Genomic DNA, 17,552 nt, shown 5'->3' on the forward strand with positions numbered 1-17,552 from the left:
GCTTCGCACTTTCCCGCGTCGGCAGGAAATAGCAGGAGACCACGGCCATGAATGTACAAAGAAGACCACTCGAGATCCAAGACCGCTCTCATCTGCGCACTGGCGGGCTCATGGAAACCCACGCCAGGAGTCCCCGGCTGAAAGTGACAGTCCGGATCAACGACAACTTGGAGACGTCCCGGATCGAGGTCCATGGTGTCGTGTCGGCCGCCAACATCCGGGCCCTGTATGTCGTCTGCCGCCGGGTCAGCACCAAATTGCCCGGCCATGAAATCGTGATCGATCTTGCCCACGCACGGGTGACAGCCGGCGCCATCGAGGAACTGCGCGAACGCGCACGGCTGTCCCTGCTGTCCTCCGGAATCGATGCCTCAGTGACGCCCTGCCGCCTGCGGATCGTGGACCCCCCGAGCATCATCAGAACCAACGAGATCGCATGAAAGTCCATGTTGTCTACGATTCCGCCTACGGGAACACGAAGTCGGTAGCCGAGGCGATCACGGACGCACTCGACGGCCTGAAGGCCACCGCAGTCCCGGTGGGGGATTTCAGTCCCGGCGTGCTCGCCGCGGGGGACCTCCTGGTGGTCGGCAGTCCCATTAACGGTTGGCGTCCGACGCCGAAAATCACCGAGCTGCTCTCGGCCCTCGGGGACGGCTCGCTCAAGGGGGTCAAAGCGGCCGCGTTCGACACCCGCGTGAGGATGTTCATCCACGGGGATGCCGCGAAGAAGATGACCCAGGCCCTCCGCTCGGGCGGCGCCGAGATCGTTTCCGAACCCATGCCCTTCTATGTCAAGGGCACCGAGGGGCCCCTGCGCAGCGGCGAGATTGGGAAGGCCACGGCCTGGGCGCGGGCCCTGCTGACGTCTGCGGGAGGGTGAGGCAGCGTCCAGGCTGAACGGGGAGTCCTGAAAAGGACCTTGTGAAAGGACGGCGGTCATGCGACCAGGCCGGATTGTCATGCTCGTGCTGGGCACGCTCAGCGCACTCCTGGGACTGGGGCTTCTGGCCGGTGCCGGCGCCGCCGGGTGGGCCAACTACCAGCAGCGCGACAACGGATTCTTCAGTACGCCCTCGGAGCGCTACGCTGCCGATTCCTACGCCCTCACTTCTCCACGCCTGGACGTCATGACCGAGGGCCGCTTCCCCGAGACGGGTCCTGTCAACGTGCCGGGCAGCATCAAGATCCGGGGCTCCGCGGCCGATGCGGCTAAGGCGATCTTCATCGGGATCGCCCCGCAGGCCGATGCGGCGGCCTATCTGGCCGCCGTAAAGCACACCGAGCTCATCGAGGTCAGATTCTCCCCCTTCCGCGCGCAGTACCGCGACGTTCCCGGCACCAAGACCCCGCCGCGGCCGGCCGATCAAAGCTTCTGGACAGCGTCGGCCACCGGGCCGGGGGCCCAAGAGCTCCAATGGAACCTGCGGTCCGGGAACTGGGCCGTCGTCATCATGAATGCCGACGCCAGCACGCCGGTGGCCGTTGACCTTCGCGCCGGCGCCCGCTCCGACCTGCTCTGGCCGATCTTCCTTGGTCTGCTGATCGGCGGGATTGTGCTCCTCGCCGTCGGCGTGCCGCTGATTGTGGCAGGCGCCGCGGGACTGGGACGCGCCGGACCGCCGCCGTCCGGGCCGGGGCACCCCGGGCAGCCCTACGGGGCGCAGGGCTATGGGCAACCCTATGCCGGGCCTCCCTATCCAGCCCAGCCGTATCCAGCCCAGCCCTATCCAGCCCAGCCCTATCCGGCGGGTGCCCCGGCCGGCGCCGGCCCGGTGGTGTACCCGGCCCGGCTCAACGGTGTTCTGGACCCCGATCTGTCCCGCTGGCTGTGGCTGGTGAAATGGTTCCTGGCCATACCGCATTTCATCATCCTGTTCTTCCTCTGGTTCGCCTTCATCGTGGTCACCATCGCGGCGTGGTTCGCCATCCTCTTCACCGGCCGCTATCCGCGCTCGCTGTTCAACTTCAGCGTCGGCGTGATCCGCTGGAACTGGCGGGTGTCCTTCTACGCCTACGGGGCGCTGGGCACGGACCGCTACCCGCCGTTCACCCTCGCCCGCACGGACTACCCGGCGGACTTCGACGTCGACTATCCCGAGGGGCTGTCCCGGGGCCTGGTGCTGGTGAAGTCCTGGCTGCTGGCCATTCCCCATCTGCTCATCATCGGCGTGCTGACGGGTGCGGCACGGACGTGGGTGGTGCGCGACGGCGAGTCGGTGCAGCAGGGCGGTGGCATTTCGCTCCTTGGTCTGCTGGTGTTCATCGCCGGCGTCATCCTGCTCTTCACGGGGCAATACTCGCGCGGCCTGTTTGACCTGCTGCTGGGACTGAACCGCTGGATCTACCGTGTTGTCACCTACGCAGCCCTGATGCGGGACGAATACCCGCCGTTCCACCTGGACATGGGTCCAGTGGACCCGGCGGATGCCCAGGCGCTTCCCCACGCCGGGCCTCCCGCCTGGCCCGCGGCGTCCGCCGGCCCGGCGGACCATGGGGGAACGGGCGGCCACGTGGAACCGGACGGCCCACCTGAAGCTGAACCTGGGCCCGGAACCCCGCCCCGGCCCTAGCGTCTCCTGCCCCCTTGCCACCGCGCCCGGGCGAGAACATAGTTGAGGGAATTTACCACTCCGCAGCGGGAGGCAGGCGACCATGCAGAACGTCGAGGTGCCGGGAAACGGTTTGCTGCTGGGCAAGACCGCCCTGATCTACGGTGCGGGCGGCGCCATCGGAGGGGCCGTGGCCCGGGCCTTCGCGGCGGAGGGTGCCTTTGTTCACCTCGCCGGGCGCACCGAACCGCCGCTGGAAAAAGTCGCCCGGGACATCCACCGGGACGGTGGCAAGGCGGAGACCGCCGTCGTCGACGCCCTCGACGAAGAGCAGGTCGACGCGTTTGTCGCCCGGGTGGCCAAGAAGAGCAGGCGGATCGATATCTCCTTCAACGTCATCTCCTTTGGCGACATCCAGCAGCCGCTGATGGAGATTGACGTGGACCACTTCACCCAGCCGGTGACGCTGGCCACGCGCACCCATTTCCTCACCACCCGCGCCGCGGCCGCGCACATGATCAAGCAGGGCTCCGGCGTCGTGCTGATGTTCGGCGGCTCCGGGCCGCAGACGCTGCCCGGGCTGGGGGGCTTCAAGGTGGCCCTGGACGCGATGGCGGGCCTGCGCCGGCAATGGGCCCTTGAGCTGGGAAGGCACGGCATCCGGGTGGTCACGATGGTCTCCGGCGGCATTATCGAGACGATTCCCTGGCAGGCCGAGGGGCGGGAGGAGATCGTGGCGGAGATCGCCAAGGCCGCCCACCTGAACCGGACCGCCACCCTGGCCGACGTCGGGAGCGTGGCGTGCTTCGTCGCCTCGGACAAGGCCGGGGCCATCACCGACGCCACGGTCAATATCTCCGCCGGCGCGATCGTGGACTACTGACGCAGCTTCTCACCGCCCGCGGCGTTCCGGCCCGGGCCCTCACCGCGCTCGCCGAGGATCTCCCGCAGTTCCCGCAGGATTTCCAGCTGCTGGTTGTTGAGCGCGGTGAGCCGTTCGATCTCGGCCTTGGCCTGCAGGTCCGTGTCGTAGTCGTGCTGCGCCATTGCGGCGGCAATCGCATCCTGGCGCTTGGCGGCGATGAGCAGGATGGCACCCTGCAGCCCGGCGAGCATGGACAGGAAGAGGTTCAGCAGGATGTAGGGGTACGGATCCCAGGCCACCGTGGCCAGGACCACGGAGTTCAGCAGCGCCCAGACGATCATGAAGCCCACAAAGGTACCCACGAAGGGCCAGCTGCCCATGCCGTTGCGCATGACGTCCGCTGCGCGCTGGCCTTTGCTGAGCCCCTTTTTATGTTCCGCGTGCCAGGTTCTTCTTTGCTCGGTCATGTGCCCAGCGTAAGCGCCCGGGAAGGCGGGACGGGGAAACGGCTATTCGACGCTCACCAGGATCCGCTGCACCGCGTTGTTGCCCATGCCCTGGTAGTTCCACACCTGTTCCAGCGGCTGCGTGGCACCGCTGGCATCCGTGGCGCGGCAGGACAGTTCGTGTTCGCCCGCGTCGGCCACCCACGGCATCGACCAGGCGCACCAGGCGAAGGGAGCGGCGGGGCGCTCCAGCTGGGCCGGTGCCCACTTGCCGTCGATCCCCACCTCGACGCGCTGCACGGCGCCCTGCCCGGACCAGGCCCGGCCGGTCAGCATTACCGGTCCGGCGGGCAGGATCCGGCGCCGCGTGAAGAAGTCCGGTACCCCCGGCGGGACCATCAGCGAGCGGACCTTGATCCACGTGACCGGGGAACCGGCGTCGTCCGCGTCCTGCTGGTAGCGGTACGCGACCTGCTGCTGGAACCCGTCGAAAGGCCTGGTCACCACCTTGATCGAGGTCAGCCACTTGACGCTCGCCATGCCGTACCAGCCCGGGACCACCAGCCGGAGCGGGTACCCGTGCTGCGGCGGCAGCGCGGTGCCGTTCATCCGGTAGGCCAGGACGACGTCGGGCCGGAGGGCCTCGGCGATCGGCAGGCTCCGGGCGAACTGCTGGCTCACACCGCCCTGGATCCCGGAATCCGCCCCGGTGAACACCACCTCCACGGCGTCGTCGTCCACGCCCGCCTGGGTCAGCAGGTAGGCCAGCGGCACGCCGGTCCACTCCGCGGTGCCAACTGCCTCCAGGACCCACGGCTGGCTCAGCGGACGGGGCGTGAGCAGCGAACGGCCGTTGCCCGCGCACTCCAGGGTCACCGGAAGGGTGATGCTTGGTGCCCGGCGGAGCGCCCGGATACTCAGTTCGACGGCCCGCTGAACGGCGCCGCCGATCCGCAGGTGCCAGTGGTCCGCATCGATGAACGGGATGTCGAAGTGGTTCAGCAGGTAGTGCAGCCCGGCCGGTGTGATGTCATTCCGCAGCGCCTCCAGCGGCATCGAATGGTTCCGCACGGCGAGCTGGAGCTCCTCAGCGGTCAGCGGCCCGTGGCTCGGTTCGCCGGGATGCGGCGTGAGCCTCTGGGCCTCGCGGCGAGGGGCCTTCAGGACGGACGAGTGTCTGGACATCTGCTTCGGCATGGCGTGCTGCGATTCTGCTCCGGACCAGCCCGGTTTTGGCCGGTGTCATCTGCTTTCAGGTCTACGCCGGAGCGCGGATGCCGTCAATACTGGGCCAGCCGGCGCGGCGCAGGGCAAACTCTTGACGTGGATAGCAGCGGTAAGCCGTGGTTAGCCGTGGTGCGTCGGAGGAGTCGGGGGCTCTCCTGGCATCTGGTATCCAGCGGGATATTGCTGTGTCTGCGGCGGTACGGGGTGCTGGTTGGCCGGTGCATTCCAAGCAGCCGGGTTGTTCGGACCAGTCTGGAGGCCGGCTTGAGCGCCGCTCGGAGGCGAACCGCCCTGAAGTCGGACCAACTCAGCGGTATTCTCCGCGGTGCGGATGCCGGCAACGAGCGATTCCAAGCCAATCCTCGCCAGGGCGAGGTAAATGATCACAAACAGGGGCCCGATCACCAGTAGAACCAGAACGCCCAAAACGGCATTGCGGCTGGCGAAGGCCGCGATGACGAAGCCCAAGTACATCACGCCCAACGCGATCATGATCAGGATATAGACGATCTTGGCGATCGATGGAGAAACGAATCGTGTAAAAGACAGGTCGAATAGGTTTTTCAAAATTGCCCCCAAAGTTGTTCCGGCGAAGGTGACGGTTCCATGCATCTCACGCAGAGCATACCCGCAAGGGGCCGGTGCCGCCGGAAGATGCAACTCAGGAGTACACGTGCCTAAAGTGAGTGTGACTCGGCCAGGAACTGGGCCAGTCCCAGCGGCTCGCGGCCGGTGAGTTCGTGCACCGCCGACGTCGGGCCGGCGAGCTCACCCGCGGCGATCGCGGTGTAGGTGCTCACCCAGGCGTCCACCTGCCACGGCGGCGCGCCGTAGGGCGCCCGTGAGGCGTAGGCCTCCTCGAGCGTTTCGTTCCGGAAGGTGATGGTGCGGCCGGTCCCTGCGGTCAGGACTTCAGCGGCCGTAGCCAGCGAGATGTCCTCGGGCCCGGTGAGGTCGTAGGTCCGGCCCACGTGCAGGGCCGGATCCCGGAGCACCGTAACGGCGGAGCGGGCGATGTCGGCACGCGCGACGGCGGCCATCACGCCGTCCCCGGCGGGTCCGCGGATGAGGCCGTCTTCCGCGGCCAGCAGCGGCAGGAAGTCGAGATAGAAATTGTCCCGCAGGAAGGTGTAGTCCATTCCGGAGGCCTTGATCCGCTCCTCCGTGGCGTAGTGGTCCCGGCCCAGGGTGAAGATCGAGTCGGGGGCCGCTCCGAAGAACGAGGTGTAGACGATATGCTGCACGCCGGCGGCGGCGGCCGCGTCCACAAAGGTGTAGTGCTGCTGCAGCCGGTCCTCGGCTTCGGCTGCGGAGACCATGAAGAGCGTCGTCACCCCTTCGAGTGCCGCCTTTGCGAGCATCGAATCCGCGTAGCTGAAGACCACCGGAACGGCGCCCTCCAGCTCCGGTGCCCGGCCGGCGTCGCGCACCAGCAGCCGCTGCGGGCTGCCGGCGTCGGCCAGCTCGCGGGCCACCAGCCCGCCCAGGTACCCGGTGGAACCGGTGACGGCGAGTTCAGGAGCAGATGCCATGGCCTAGGCCTCCCGCGAGGCGGGCGACTTGGTCTGCGCGGGGTCGCGCTCGGCCAATGAGCCGATGGCGGCGTCGATCTTGTCCATGATGACCGGATCCAGCTTCACGCCGGCGGCCGCCACGTTCTTCTCGATCTGCTCCGGCCGGGAGGCGCCCATGATCGCGGACGCCACGTTTTTGTTCTGCAGCACCCAGGCGATGCTCAGCTGGGCCATGGTGAGCCCGGCCTGCTCGGCAATCGGTTTGAGCTGCTGCGCGCCGGTGAGGACCTCGTCGGACATCCAGCGCTCGATCATCTTGGAGCCGCCCTTGGCATCCGTGGCGCGGCTACCCTCCGGCGCCGGCCTGCCCGGGTGGTACTTCCCGCTCAGCACGCCCTGCGCCATCGGGGACCAGACGATCTGGGAGACGCCCAGCTCCTCGGAGGCGGGGATCACATCGGCCTCAATGACCCGCCAGAGCATCGAATACTGCGGCTGGTTGGAAATCAGCTGGAAACCGAGGTCCTTGGCCAGGGCGTGGCCGTCGCGGATCTGGCCGGCCGTCCACTCGCTGACGCCGATGTAGAGCGCCTTGCCCTGCCGCACGATGTCCGCGAAGGCCTGCATGGTTTCCTCGAGCGGGGTCTCGTAGTCGTAGCGGTGGGCCTGGTACAGGTCCACGTAGTCCGTCTGGAGCCTGGTCAGCGAGCCGTCGATGGACTCCATGATGTGCTTGCGGGACAGGCCAACATCGTTGTGGCCTTTGGGGCCGGTGGGGCCGAATACCTTGGTGAAGATTTCCAGCGACTGCCGCCGCTCGTCCTTGAGAGCCTTGCCCAGCACGGTCTCCGCAGCCGTGTTCGCGTAAACGTCCGCCGTGTCAAAGGTGCTGATACCGGCGTCGAGCGCTGCCCGGACGCACTGGGTGGCGACGTCGTTCTCCACCTGGGAGCCGTGCGTGAGCCAGTTGCCGAAGGTGATTTCCGAAATCTTGAAGCCGCTGTCCCCGAGGTATCTGAATTCCATGGGTTTCACCGTAGCGGACTTGCCAGCCGGGGGTAAGGGCTCAGCCGGCTTTGCGCTCCTGCACGGGACGCTTGTCCGTTCCCAGCGGCAGCCGGCCGAGTGACACCAGCGAGCCGGTGTCCAGCAGGGACTTCGCGGCGGGCATGGGCGGCTTCTTGAAGGCCCGCGGGACGGTGTGGAGCTCGCCATTCCGGTCCGTGGCCGACTCCACGAGCGGGGCCACTTTCGTGATGTCCCGCGCCGGAGCCGTGGGGCTGGGCAGGTCGCGGACGGAGACCTTGACGGCCGGGGCTGCCTCGGCCCTGGACCTCGCGGCGGCGCGTGCATCCGCCCGCGCGACGGCGGCGGCCCACTCCGGTGACAACTGCGGGGCTTCCTTCCGGGCGGACCGGGCCGGCTTGGGAAGTTTGGAAGACTTCGCGGAAGACGCGGGCTGCCTGGCACTCGCGGGACGTCCAGCGTTCGCGAGGCTGGCGGTGTTAGCGGGCAGTGCGGGCCGGGTGGTTTTGGTGCGCGCTCCGGCGGGCCTGGACAGGACGCCTGCGGTGGCCATGACGATGAAGACCGTCAGCCGCCCGATCCCGGCGAACACCAGCGTGGCGCCGAATACGGCGAAGAGGCCGAGGAACATGACGAACGCCACACCGAGGGTCCCGAGGAAGGTCAGGTTTGCGATGGTCGTCAGATCTCCCACTTCACCTCTCCAATCTGGCCTGCAGAATCGTCCCCGCCGTAAAGGTTGTGGCGGGCAACAGCACCCCTTAACCATACGGACTTTTTCCCCCGGACACGCAGGGATCACCGTTGTCCGCCAAGACGTTTCAAAGCTGTTATCGGCCGGGGCGCGGGCCGGGGCGCGGGCCGGTCGCGGAGGCCAGCGTCTATAGTCGGAACAAGCCCCCGCCGGCGTCGTCCGGCCTGCCGGAAGGATACCCCCGTGACGCGTCCTGCTTCCACCACTCCCGGGCCGGACGCCCACCGGCACCGCGGCACCTTTGAAGGGAACTGCCCGTGCCTTTCGGGGGAGCAGTACGGCGATTGCTTCGCCCGTTTCCACTGCGGGGAGGCGGAGGCGCCGACGGCGGAACAGCTCATGCGCTCCCGCTACAGCGCCTTTGTGGTTCTGGACGCCGCGTACCTACTGCGGACCTGGCATCCCGATACCCGGCCGGCCGGGCTGGAACTGGATCCGGAGATGCGGTGGCGCCGCCTGGACATCGTCTCCACCAGCCGGGGAGGCCCGCTGGACAGCGAGGGGACCGTCGAGTTCAAGGCCCACTTCCGGCACGACGGCGAACGCGGCGTCCATCACGAAACGAGCCGTTTCCTGCGGGTGGATCGCCGGTGGTATTACCTTGACGCCCTTGGGGCAACCTGACGCGAGGGCACCTGACGGGACGGACCCTGGCAGGATCCGGACCCTTCGCTAAGCCGGCGGCCTAGCGGTCCTCGACAGTTTCCACCGGCGTGAAGCCGACGCGGTCCACCCTGCGGTGGAAGTGCATGCCGGCGAGCCCGCCGAGCACGGCGCCGATCAGGGCAATCACGGCAATCACCACGGCAGCGATGATACTCATGGTGTTGAGCTGGCCCTCGTTGACCGGGATCCGCGGGAAGCTGTTCAGATTGGCCAGGATATTGTATTTCTGGCCGGCTACGAGGCCCAGGATTGCCACCACGATTGCGGCGATGATGGCCCAGACCCACACCATGAAGCCCTGCCTGGCGCCATTGAAGCGCGCCATCCGCCCGGCCACGTAGCCGCCGCAGTAGTAGGCCACGAACAGGATGATGAGCAGAGCGATGACGCCGACGAGTCCCACAGTTTCGTTGCCGCCGCTGACCGCTTCGTTGACGTCGGTGTTCGTGGCGAGTCCGACGGCGGTCCCTGCCGCGGCGACCAGCGCCGTCAGCAGCACGGCGGTACCGGTGGCCGCCAACCAGCCGAAGAACGCCGAGCCGATCTGGATGCCGCCAAACTGCTCCTTCTCACGGGCCACCACGGTCTCGCGGGTGGGTACCTCTTCGCGGATCGCGTCAGTTCGGGTGTCGTGGGTCCGGCCAGAGGGTATGGGCTTCTCGCCGTGGACGGGAGCGTCCATCCGGGATGTTGCCGCGCCGGCCGCCGGGGCTGTGGGGAAGGCCCGGGTGTCGTCGGTCCGGCCGTTGCGGACGGGCTCATCCTTGATGGGCTCGCTGCTGACGGCGTCCTGGTGCGCTGTGTCCTGGCGTGCGTCGTGAATCCGGCCCGCATGGGTGGGAGTCCCGTCCTCGGGGCGACGGGGCGATCGACCTTCGGGGCCTGCTGTGCTGCTCATGAGGATTGCTCGCTTTCACTGGCTGACCCGGATTCATGGTTTGAACCGGCACCTCAAGGCGGAGACCGGTGTGTAGGTCTTATCTCCACCTAACCACGCCGAAAAGCCGGTTAGCAAGGATGCTTACCATGTCTCGACCTGGGCTTGGTCCGGGTCCGAAGCCGTTCATCCCGTTCCACGCTAGAGCCGGGCGCCCAACAGCGTCCTTGTGTTGGCGACGGAGCGGATTTCAATGCGGCTGATGTCTGCTGCCTTGATGCCGGTGGTTGCCGTCGGCGCCACAACCATTCCCGGCCCGGCCGTCCAGCTCGCGACCTGGGTTGTGGCGCCGCGTGTGTCAACCACCACGAGGCTGTACTCCACGGCTCCGGGGTCATTGGTGACGGAAGGTGATGGATAGGCTTCGGGGGAGGGCCCGTAACTGCATTGCCAGTCAATCCGGGTTCCCCACGGCTGCTCGGTGATGGACCCTGTGGCGGTCAGCGGACTGGCACCGGCTGCCTCAAAGGTCAGCCTGGTTGCTGCCACCGCCGGTGCCTGCACGGTGGGGGTAGCGGGGGTGGTGACCGCCACGGTTAGCCCTACGGTGGCCGCACTGGCGCCGAGCACGAGTCCGGCGATGGCCAGGTGCGTCCGCTGCCGCCGCCGTCGCAGCTTTTCCGCCAGCCCGGTTAGCAGCTGCGGGGGCGTGTTTGTGCTGCCAGCCCTCTCCAAGGCCTCTGCCTCCTCCGGAGCCAGGACCGCCAGCAGACCAGACATCCCGGCAAGTTCGTCCACAGCGGCCGAGCAACCGGCGCATCCGGAAAGATGCTCCTCGAACTCCTGGCGCTCGGAGGGAACCAAGGATCCTAAAACATATGCGGCATCCCACTGGCGGTACTTGTCCGCCCCGTTCGGGTTCATCGCGTTACTCCTCTTTCTTGGAGTGCCAGCCGCATGGCCCGGACCGCGTAATGGAGCCTGGACTTCACCGTGCCCTCAGCAATTTCGAGTCGTTGGGCGATTTCAGCGGTTGTTTCGCGTTGATAATAGGAGTGCAAAATGACTTCCCGATGTTCAGCGGAGAGTCCGGCGAGGGCATCCGCTATCAGCCACGCGTCCAGAATCCGGTCGGTCGGATCCGCAGCTGGCATCTCCGGCACCTGGTCGGCTCCTTTTTCATGGCGTTGCCGGGCGCTGCGCCACTCATCGATCACCAGATTGCGGGCGACCCTGAAGAGCCAGGCCAGCACCGCGGGCTCGGTGCCCTGCAGAACTTCGGGGTGTTTCCACGCGCGGATGAGTGTTTCCTGCACGATATCCTCGGCCAGGGCGCGGTCCTTGGTAAGTCCCGTGACGAATCGCCACAGGGCCGGCGCATGGGTCCCGTGCAGCGAGCGCAGCAACTCTGCCTCCTGATCAGGCATCTTCACCTCCCTATCTAGGACGATGTGGAGCCGTCAATGGTTCATCTGGGGGTTGAACGAAGTGCAGGTCCCATCCCGTTCTACGACTCGCAGCGGGACTCTTTGTATTGACGACGCTCAAGACGGGCAGGGTCACGGGCGTCGCCTACTCGGCCAGATAGGAATCCACCGCCTGCTCCAGTAAGGGACTGTAAACGTCCCAGGATTCGGCGGGAGCAGCCACGACCAGAACACTGCCGCCCCGGGTGCCTGCCACAAGGCAAGCTATTTCACGGTACCGGTGGGCGCCGATGCGGGTCACATAGCTGTCGGCCACGCACGAACCGGTGCCCCCACGGAATACCATTCCAGTTCGGTTAGAGATCCGGGTCGCGGATGCGGCGTTCTCGCCCGTGAGGTGGTCGAGGCGGAACTGGGGCCAATTGACCTGCGACTCTTCGCCCTGCCGGGGGGTGGCGTTGAGGTAGACAAGGAGGTCACCGTTCGGAGCAGTGATTCCTGCGGATACGCTGCCGGTGTCGCTTTGCACCGGGGATGCGCCGGCCGGGATGGACAGCACTGCCGTACCGTCTGGAAGTTCCATCGTTTTCCACCCGTCCGGGGCCGGACCAGCCTGGAACCAAGCGAACGGTGTTGATGCGGATGGGGCGGCCGCTGGCATCTGGTTCTGACCCGGAGAACTGCAGCCACTCGTGACCATCACCGCGGTGGCCCCGAGCAGCCCGGCGAACAGCTTTGCCCTGCGGCGACCCACCGAACTTCCGGACAACGATGCCTTCGATCTGACCACGCGCCGATGCGACAAGCGCGCGTCCGGATCACTGGAAAAGTCAGTTCTGGTGACTGGATATTCCGGCTGGCGGGGCTGGCGGGGCTGGCGGGGCTGGCGGGGCTGGCGGGGCGGGCAGGGCGCCCCCTGCGCGCTACTTGTTGCCATCACCGTCGTCCGGGCCCCCGTTGTTGTCCGCGTCATGATCGCTACCCATGGGTGCCCGAGGGGCAGGGGGCGGAACAACCGGCCGTGCGGCCGGCGCAGGTGGCGGAACAACCGGCGGTGCGGCCGGCGCAGGTGGCGGAACAACCGGCGGTGCGGCCGGGGCCGGAACAACCGGCGGTGGTGTTGGTTCCGGGGTCGTTGTCCCGGCGTTGTGCTGTGGGGACGGGGTCCCTGTGCCTGGGACTGTGGTGACGGTGGACGGAGCCGGTGCCGGCGCCACTGCTTGTCCACCGAAGCAGGCTCCTAGCAGTAGGGTGGTGCCCAGTGCTGCCGTGGCAAACACCGGACGAGGATTCTTCATCGTGCCCCTCCTCGGGTATGGCCCGACAGGAACGTCGGGCTCGTTTTATAGACGATCCCGGGAGCCTGCGCGTTCAAAGCCCGGGCGGAATTTTCAAGCTGGCAACAAGATCGCCGAAGGTGGCCTAGAGGCATCCGGCTCCGGTCCGTCAGGTCCAGGTTATTGGCGGCCGCCTCATGCAGTCCCACCATGCCGTGCTGAGGGAAGCTCGCCCGTCGACCGGTAGCGCGGGGCGTCCGTTACGGTCCGGTTTCAGCGGTACTTCCGGTGCAGGTTCTCCTTCACCGAGGCCCGCGGGCTGGCGTCGGAAATCCACGGTCCGGTGCCCTCGGACTGGTCCAGTACGCCGGTCTCAAGCCACACGTAGTCGCCGTCCAGCACCCTGCGGGAAAGCACGTGGTCGCCGTCGTCCGTGTTCCTCCACAGCTGGTCGAAGTATTCGTCCACCCGCACGCGGGCCTGCTCGCAGTACGCCTCGGCGAGCTCGAAAGCAGACGCGCCCCGCTCCGGCGCGGTACGCAGCAGCATCTCCGCGCGGGAGCAGCAGGCAGCCATCGCGAACAGCTCGGCCCCGATATCCACGATCCGGCCCAGGAACGCCTGCTTGTGCTCCAGCTTGGCCTGCCAGCGGCCCATCCCGTAGAAGGTCTGGCGGGCCAGCCGCCGGGAGGACCGCTCCACGAAGCGCAGCTGCTTCCCAAGCCGGCCGAAGTCGCGGTAGGAGCGCGGGTCCATCCCGGCGCCGGCGACGAGCTTGGGCAGCCACTTGGCGTAGAAACCGGAAGCCCCCACTGCGGCCTTCGCCTTGTCCGACAGGCTGGCATCCTCCGAGGCGAGGTCCCCGGCCGCCGCCAGATGCGCGTCCACGGCCTCCCGTGCGATCAGCAGTTTCATGATTTCCGAGGACCCCTCGAAGATCCGGTTGATCCGGAGGTCGCGCAGTTGCTGTTCGGCCGGCACGGCGCGCTCGCCGCGGGCCTCAAGTGAGTCCGCCGTCTCGAAACCGCGGCCGCCGCGGATCTGGACCAGCTCGTCGGCGATCCGGCAGCTGATCTCCGTGGACCACAGCTTGGCGAGGGCCGCCTCGATCCGGACGTCCTTCTGCCCGGCGTCGGCCAGCTCGGCAGTCAGCTCGAACACGGCGTCCAGGGCGAAGGCACTGGCGGCGATGAAGGCGATTTTCTTGCCCACGGCCTCATGCTTGCCTACCGGCCGGCCCCACTGGGTGCGGGCATTGGACCATTCACGGGCTATCTTCAGGCTCCACCGCCCGGAGGCTACGCAGAGCGCAGGAAGAGCGAGCCGGCCGGTGTTCAATGTGGTGAGCGCGATCTTCAGGCCCTGGCCCTCCTGCCCCAGCCGGTTGGCCGCCGGCACCCGGACCTGGTGGAAGCGGGTCACGCCGTTTTCGATGCCGCGCAGCCCCATGAAGGCGTTGCGGTTTTCCACTGTGATGCCGGGCGAGTCCATCTCCACCACGAAGGCGCTGATCCCGCCCTTGTGGACCGTGCCGTCAGCATCGGTGCGGGCCGGGACGAGCGCCATCACGACGACGAGTTCGGCAATCACTCCGTTGGTGGTCCAGAGCTTCACGCCGTCCAGGACATACGACTCCCCGTCATCCGAGGGGACGGCGGTGCTGCCCATCCGGGCGGGGTCGCTGCCGACGTCGGGCTCGGTCAGGAGGAACGCGGTGATGGCGCCGGCGGCACAGCGGGGCAGGTACTCCTGCTTCTGGTCCGGGGTGCCGAACACCTTGACCGGTTCGGGGACGCCGATGGACTGGTGGGCGGAGAGCAGGGCGCCCAGGCTGGGATGGACCGAGCCCAGCAGGGCCAGCGCCCGGCCGTAGTAGACGAGCGAGAGGCCCAACCCGCCGTAGTCGCGGGGGATCTTCATCCCGAAAACGCCCAGCTCCGCGAGGCCCCTGAGGTACTCGTCCGGGATCAGCGCGTGGCGCTCGATGGTGCGTCCGGACATCGTCCGGCAGTAGGCGGTCAGGCGGGCCATGAACGATTCGCCGCGTTCGACGTCGTCCGCGGGGGCTTCCGGCCAGGGGTGGATCAGGCTCAGGTCGAAGCTGCCGAGATACAGCCCCTTGGCGAAACTGGGCCTGTCCCAGCTCGTCTCGCGGGCTGCCTCTGTGATGGCCCGCGCATCGGCCTCCGTGGCCTCCGGGCCGATTGCGCCAGGCGAGACCGGACCACCCGCCGCGGGACCGTCGGCGGCGGGGCCGTTGAGGGGAATTTCAGGTGAGGGATTTTCAGTGGCTGGATTTTCGACGGCGGAGCTCATCGGGCATCTCCTCTAACCGGGTGACGGGCTTGAGCCCTGGATCCGCCGTGGGTGGAGGACCCGTTAGCTGTCCCGCAATCCTACCCGCGGGTAAGTGCCCGTGCTAGGGGCCGATTGGCCCATAAAGTCAGTCGCGAAGTCACCGGCGATATCGCCGGGCAGCTCCACCGTGGAGGCGTGGTGGACCAGCCGGTCCCACCCGTGGTTGAGGCCGTGGACCAGTCCCAGCAGGATATTTGCCGCGACCAGCCAGGCGAGGCGTCCGACGCCCACCAGCACCAGGGCGGTGAAGGCCGCCGTCATCATGAAGAGTGTGATCACCAGGGCAAACACGAGAGTTCCGATGAACACCATGGTTCCCGTTTCCACTGCGCTTAGGTCGAACTGCATTCTTCCTCCTGCACCGTTGCTTCTCCTGACTCAGTAGCCTGAGCGTAGGGTGCGGGAGGCGTGCCCAACCAGAGTCCTCGGGGCGAACCGGGGCTCTTGATATGGGATCGAAATGCTACCGGGGCGTAGGTCACGGAGCGGTTGCGGAAGCCTCCCCGCCCGTGATTTGTGGCCCGCGGAACCGGTCAGTCGTCGTCGGCTTCGGGGGCGCTTTGGTTCAGGACCTGGAAATCCGCACCGACCTGGACTTCGACCTCGGAACCGTTGTCCAGGCGCACCTCCACCTCGTAGGCCGTGGCGCCCTCGTTTTCGCGTTCCACCTCGCTCACCCGGCCCTGGCCCACCCTGGCGAGTGCGGCGCTTCCGGCCTTGTCGTGGTCCGCAGCGCTCAGCGCTGGACCGTGGTCCGAATCGTTGTCTCCAACGTCCGAGTCGTCGTCCCGCTCGGGGCCGGTGAGGTTCTGCACCCGGATCGAACTGCCCGCAGGGCCGGCCGGCGTGCTGGCTGCCGCGACCGCCACCGTCGCGCCCCCCAGCACCACGGCGGCCGCCGCCACCCCGGTAATCAGCAGAGTCTTCCTGCGCATGACTGTCTCCTCTCATGTGGTGTCAATAGTGTGCTCCTGAACCGGAAAGCAGACAACGATGAATGCACAGCGCGGGCCTGCGTTAACCTTGTAGCTGGCAGTTTTCCGTATCCGCTGCCCACCAAGACCCCCAATGCAGCTGAAGGAGAATGCGTGTCCCGCTCCGCCGTGTCCTCGGCCGACGCCATCAGCGGCCGCCTCCGGGACCTCGAACTGCTCACCAAGGGGCCGGCCTGGGCACTCACCCGCTCCGCGCCATGGGTGATCGCCGTGCTGCAGGCCTCCTTCACCCGCACCCGGCCGCAGCTCCCGTTGGAACAGTTCCACGCCGACGTCGACGCCTTCCTTGAGCAACTCCGCCGCCAAGCTCCCGGTACGGGAGATCAACAGGGCGGCAGCGCCAACGGCGCGCCGTCAGGAAGAAAATATGGTGACGAGTGGACCCGGAAGAACTTCCTGACCCGGCGCAACCAGTCCGGGCAGATCGTCTACGAGGTCACGGAACCCGCGGCCCGCGTCCTCGCTTTCCTGGACAGCCTCTCCAGTGAACGTTCCACCCTCAATGGGTCCAGGCTCGGGACGCTGCTGGGCGACGTCGAAAGGCTCGCCAATGAGACCAACCCGGACCAGAGCGCGCGGCTGGAGTCCCTCGAGGAGGAGATCGGCGAACGCCGCCAGCTGATCGAGGACATCAGCTCCGGCGACTTCGACGGCCTGCTCGACGACGACGAGGCCGTGGAGGCCGCGGGCAACATCCTGGACCTCGCCGCCAGCCTGCCCGCCGACTACAAGAAGATGCGTGACCGGATCGAGGAGCTGGTGGGGGAGCTCCGCAACCAGATCATCGAGGAGTCGCTCAGCAAGGGCGCCACGATGGCCCAGGTGCTGGACGCGGACAAACGGCTCCGGCAGAGCCCCGAGGGCAGGACGTTCCGCTCCTTCACGGCGTTCCTGGAGGATCCGCAGCAGCAGTTGCGCTTCCGTTCCGCGATCGGCGAGGTGCTCAGCCGACAGTTCGCCGATGACCTCAGCCACGAGGAACGCGAGACCCTGAAGAACCTCGTGGCGGAACTCCGCAGCCAGCACAGCCAGATCCAGCGGATTTACGGCAAGCTCAGCGAGAGCCTCAACACCTACGTCCAGAGCGACGATTTCCGCCAGTCGGTCCGGCTCCGGAAGGTGCTCCGCGAGGCCGAGCAGGCCATCCGCACCCTGCCGTACGAGCGCGAACGTCCCGGACTGGTCCGCGGCCCGGTGCTGTTCAACGCCGGCTTCGAGTCCCTGGCCATGGTCAAACTCTTCGACCCGGACGAGTTCGCCGCGCCGCCGAAGCTCGCCGACCCCATCGCCTTCAGCGACTCGGACCGGGTGCGCTCGCCGCGGACGGGCAAGGCCAGCCCCGCGGCGGTCCGGGCCGCGTTTGCGGGCACCTCCTCCCTGGCGGAGGCCTGGGCCCGGCTGCCGGCCGAGGAACGGCACATCAACTCCATCCGTGCCCTGCTTTCCCACGCACTGCATGAGGGCGCCGGCTTTGACCGCGGGGCCTGGGACGCCCTCGACTTCGAACAGATCGACGGCTCCACGCGCACCGCGTACCTGCCGGTGGTCACGCTCAAGAAGGATTGAAG

The 17,552-nt window shown here is 67.3% G+C and carries 19 protein-coding genes; 6 read left to right on the forward strand and 13 right to left on the reverse strand.

The window, feature by feature from the left end:
• Positions 1-110: 110 nt before the first annotated feature.
• The 4 genes from ABIB26_RS02360 (at position 111) to ABIB26_RS02375 (ending at position 3,435) form a co-directional block, all read left to right on the forward strand.
• Positions 111-440: a hypothetical protein gene (locus ABIB26_RS02360; RefSeq protein WP_354239192.1), complete on the forward strand. Its 330-nt coding sequence runs from the start codon at positions 111-113 to the stop codon at positions 438-440.
• Positions 437-883, forward strand: coding sequence for a flavodoxin family protein (locus ABIB26_RS02365; protein WP_354239194.1), 447 nt, complete (start codon positions 437-439; stop codon positions 881-883). The genes ABIB26_RS02360 and ABIB26_RS02365 overlap by 4 nt, the downstream gene beginning before the upstream one ends.
• Positions 884-941: 58 nt before the next feature.
• On the forward strand, positions 942-2,573 hold the full coding sequence (locus ABIB26_RS02370; RefSeq protein WP_354239196.1) for a DUF4389 domain-containing protein: 1,632 nt from the start codon (positions 942-944) through the stop codon (positions 2,571-2,573).
• Between the two features lie 82 nt (positions 2,574-2,655).
• The gene (locus ABIB26_RS02375; protein ID WP_354239198.1) at positions 2,656-3,435 is read left to right on the forward strand and encodes an SDR family NAD(P)-dependent oxidoreductase; all 780 of its coding nucleotides are present in this window, start codon (positions 2,656-2,658) and stop codon (positions 3,433-3,435) included.
• Here the strand turns inward: ABIB26_RS02375 and ABIB26_RS02380 are convergent.
• From ABIB26_RS02380 to ABIB26_RS02405, 6 genes are all read right to left on the reverse strand, one after another.
• Complete coding sequence (locus tag ABIB26_RS02380) at positions 3,429-3,884, reverse strand: DUF1003 domain-containing protein (protein ID WP_354239200.1); 456 nt, start codon at positions 3,882-3,884, stop codon at positions 3,429-3,431. The two genes, ABIB26_RS02375 and ABIB26_RS02380, sit on opposite strands and share 7 nt — an antisense overlap.
• 42 nt (positions 3,885-3,926) lie before the next feature.
• Positions 3,927-5,048, reverse strand: coding sequence for a sulfite oxidase (locus tag ABIB26_RS02385; protein WP_354239295.1), 1,122 nt, complete (start codon positions 5,046-5,048; stop codon positions 3,927-3,929).
• 162 nt (positions 5,049-5,210) lie between these two features.
• Positions 5,211-5,702: a DUF4282 domain-containing protein gene (locus ABIB26_RS02390; protein WP_354239202.1), complete on the reverse strand. Its 492-nt coding sequence runs from the start codon at positions 5,700-5,702 to the stop codon at positions 5,211-5,213.
• A 65-nt stretch (positions 5,703-5,767) separates the two neighbouring features.
• A complete protein-coding gene (locus tag ABIB26_RS02395; RefSeq protein ID WP_354239204.1) occupies positions 5,768-6,622 on the reverse strand; it encodes an SDR family oxidoreductase in 855 nt (284 codons plus the stop codon).
• A gap of 3 nt (positions 6,623-6,625) precedes the next feature.
• A complete protein-coding gene (locus ABIB26_RS02400; protein WP_354239206.1) occupies positions 6,626-7,630 on the reverse strand; it encodes an aldo/keto reductase family protein in 1,005 nt (334 codons plus the stop codon).
• A gap of 40 nt (positions 7,631-7,670) precedes the next feature.
• Positions 7,671-8,324, reverse strand: coding sequence for a hypothetical protein (locus ABIB26_RS02405; protein ID WP_354239207.1), 654 nt, complete (start codon positions 8,322-8,324; stop codon positions 7,671-7,673).
• A 243-nt stretch (positions 8,325-8,567) separates the two neighbouring features.
• Here ABIB26_RS02405 and ABIB26_RS02410 point away from each other — a divergent pair, with 243 nt between their 5' ends.
• Positions 8,568-9,008 (forward strand): YchJ family protein, encoded by a 441-nt coding sequence (locus tag ABIB26_RS02410; protein ID WP_354239209.1) that lies wholly within the window; start codon positions 8,568-8,570, stop codon positions 9,006-9,008.
• 61 nt (positions 9,009-9,069) lie between these two features.
• On the opposite strand, the gene ABIB26_RS02415 is transcribed toward ABIB26_RS02410, so the two are convergent.
• The 7 genes from ABIB26_RS02415 to ABIB26_RS02445 all read right to left on the reverse strand — a co-directional run bounded on the left by ABIB26_RS02415 (position 9,070) and on the right by ABIB26_RS02445 (position 15,924).
• Positions 9,070-9,948, reverse strand: a complete 879-nt coding sequence (locus ABIB26_RS02415; RefSeq protein ID WP_354239211.1) for a hypothetical protein — start codon at positions 9,946-9,948, stop codon at positions 9,070-9,072.
• 180 nt (positions 9,949-10,128) lie between these two features.
• On the reverse strand, positions 10,129-10,851 hold the full coding sequence (locus tag ABIB26_RS02420) for an anti-sigma factor family protein (protein ID WP_354239213.1): 723 nt from the start codon (positions 10,849-10,851) through the stop codon (positions 10,129-10,131).
• Complete coding sequence (locus tag ABIB26_RS02425) at positions 10,848-11,354, reverse strand: sigma-70 family RNA polymerase sigma factor (RefSeq protein WP_354239215.1); 507 nt, start codon at positions 11,352-11,354, stop codon at positions 10,848-10,850. Before ABIB26_RS02425 ends, ABIB26_RS02420 begins: the two co-directional genes overlap by 4 nt.
• Before the next feature lie 145 nt (positions 11,355-11,499).
• On the reverse strand, positions 11,500-11,937 hold the full coding sequence (locus ABIB26_RS02430; protein WP_354239217.1) for a hypothetical protein: 438 nt from the start codon (positions 11,935-11,937) through the stop codon (positions 11,500-11,502).
• A 967-nt stretch (positions 11,938-12,904) separates the two neighbouring features.
• Positions 12,905-14,947: an acyl-CoA dehydrogenase family protein gene (locus ABIB26_RS02435; protein WP_354239219.1), complete on the reverse strand. Its 2,043-nt coding sequence runs from the start codon at positions 14,945-14,947 to the stop codon at positions 12,905-12,907.
• A 63-nt stretch (positions 14,948-15,010) separates the two neighbouring features.
• Positions 15,011-15,337 carry a hypothetical protein gene (locus tag ABIB26_RS02440; protein ID WP_354239221.1) on the reverse strand — a complete coding sequence of 109 codons (327 nt, stop codon included), beginning with the start codon at positions 15,335-15,337 and terminating at the stop codon, positions 15,011-15,013.
• A gap of 185 nt (positions 15,338-15,522) precedes the next feature.
• Entirely contained in the window at positions 15,523-15,924 is a 402-nt protein-coding gene (locus ABIB26_RS02445; protein WP_354239223.1) for a PepSY domain-containing protein, read from the reverse strand.
• A gap of 153 nt (positions 15,925-16,077) precedes the next feature.
• On the opposite strand from ABIB26_RS02445, the gene ABIB26_RS02450 reads away from it, so the two are divergent.
• Positions 16,078-17,550, forward strand: a complete 1,473-nt coding sequence (locus ABIB26_RS02450) for a DUF3375 family protein (RefSeq protein WP_354239225.1) — start codon at positions 16,078-16,080, stop codon at positions 17,548-17,550.
• Positions 17,551-17,552: the final 2 nt, after the last annotated feature.

The sequence above is a fragment of the Arthrobacter sp. UYEF20 genome, assembly GCF_040546335.1.
Lineage (GTDB): Bacteria > Actinomycetota > Actinomycetes > Actinomycetales > Micrococcaceae > Arthrobacter.

Coding starts and splice junctions, on each gene's coding strand:
- ABIB26_RS02360 (WP_354239192.1), top strand. CDS start 111: ATGGAAACCCACGCCAGGAGTCCCCGGCTGAAAGTGACAGTCCGGATC.
- ABIB26_RS02365 (WP_354239194.1), top strand. CDS start 437: ATGAAAGTCCATGTTGTCTACGATTCCGCCTACGGGAACACGAAGTCG.
- ABIB26_RS02370 (WP_354239196.1), top strand. CDS start 942: ATGCGACCAGGCCGGATTGTCATGCTCGTGCTGGGCACGCTCAGCGCA.
- ABIB26_RS02375 (WP_354239198.1), top strand. CDS start 2,656: ATGCAGAACGTCGAGGTGCCGGGAAACGGTTTGCTGCTGGGCAAGACC.
- ABIB26_RS02380 (WP_354239200.1), bottom strand. CDS start 3,884: ATGACCGAGCAAAGAAGAACCTGGCACGCGGAACATAAAAAGGGGCTC.
- ABIB26_RS02385 (WP_354239295.1), bottom strand. CDS start 5,048: ATGTCCAGACACTCGTCCGTCCTGAAGGCCCCTCGCCGCGAGGCCCAG.
- ABIB26_RS02390 (WP_354239202.1), bottom strand. CDS start 5,702: ATGCATGGAACCGTCACCTTCGCCGGAACAACTTTGGGGGCAATTTTG.
- ABIB26_RS02395 (WP_354239204.1), bottom strand. CDS start 6,622: ATGGCATCTGCTCCTGAACTCGCCGTCACCGGTTCCACCGGGTACCTG.
- ABIB26_RS02400 (WP_354239206.1), bottom strand. CDS start 7,630: ATGGAATTCAGATACCTCGGGGACAGCGGCTTCAAGATTTCGGAAATC.
- ABIB26_RS02415 (WP_354239211.1), bottom strand. CDS start 9,948: ATGAGCAGCACAGCAGGCCCCGAAGGTCGATCGCCCCGTCGCCCCGAG.
- ABIB26_RS02420 (WP_354239213.1), bottom strand. CDS start 10,851: ATGAACCCGAACGGGGCGGACAAGTACCGCCAGTGGGATGCCGCATAT.
- ABIB26_RS02425 (WP_354239215.1), bottom strand. CDS start 11,354: ATGCCTGATCAGGAGGCAGAGTTGCTGCGCTCGCTGCACGGGACCCAT.
- ABIB26_RS02430 (WP_354239217.1), bottom strand. CDS start 11,937: ATGGAACTTCCAGACGGTACGGCAGTGCTGTCCATCCCGGCCGGCGCA.
- ABIB26_RS02435 (WP_354239219.1), bottom strand. CDS start 14,947: ATGAGCTCCGCCGTCGAAAATCCAGCCACTGAAAATCCCTCACCTGAA.
- ABIB26_RS02440 (WP_354239221.1), bottom strand. CDS start 15,337: ATGCAGTTCGACCTAAGCGCAGTGGAAACGGGAACCATGGTGTTCATC.
- ABIB26_RS02445 (WP_354239223.1), bottom strand. CDS start 15,924: ATGCGCAGGAAGACTCTGCTGATTACCGGGGTGGCGGCGGCCGCCGTG.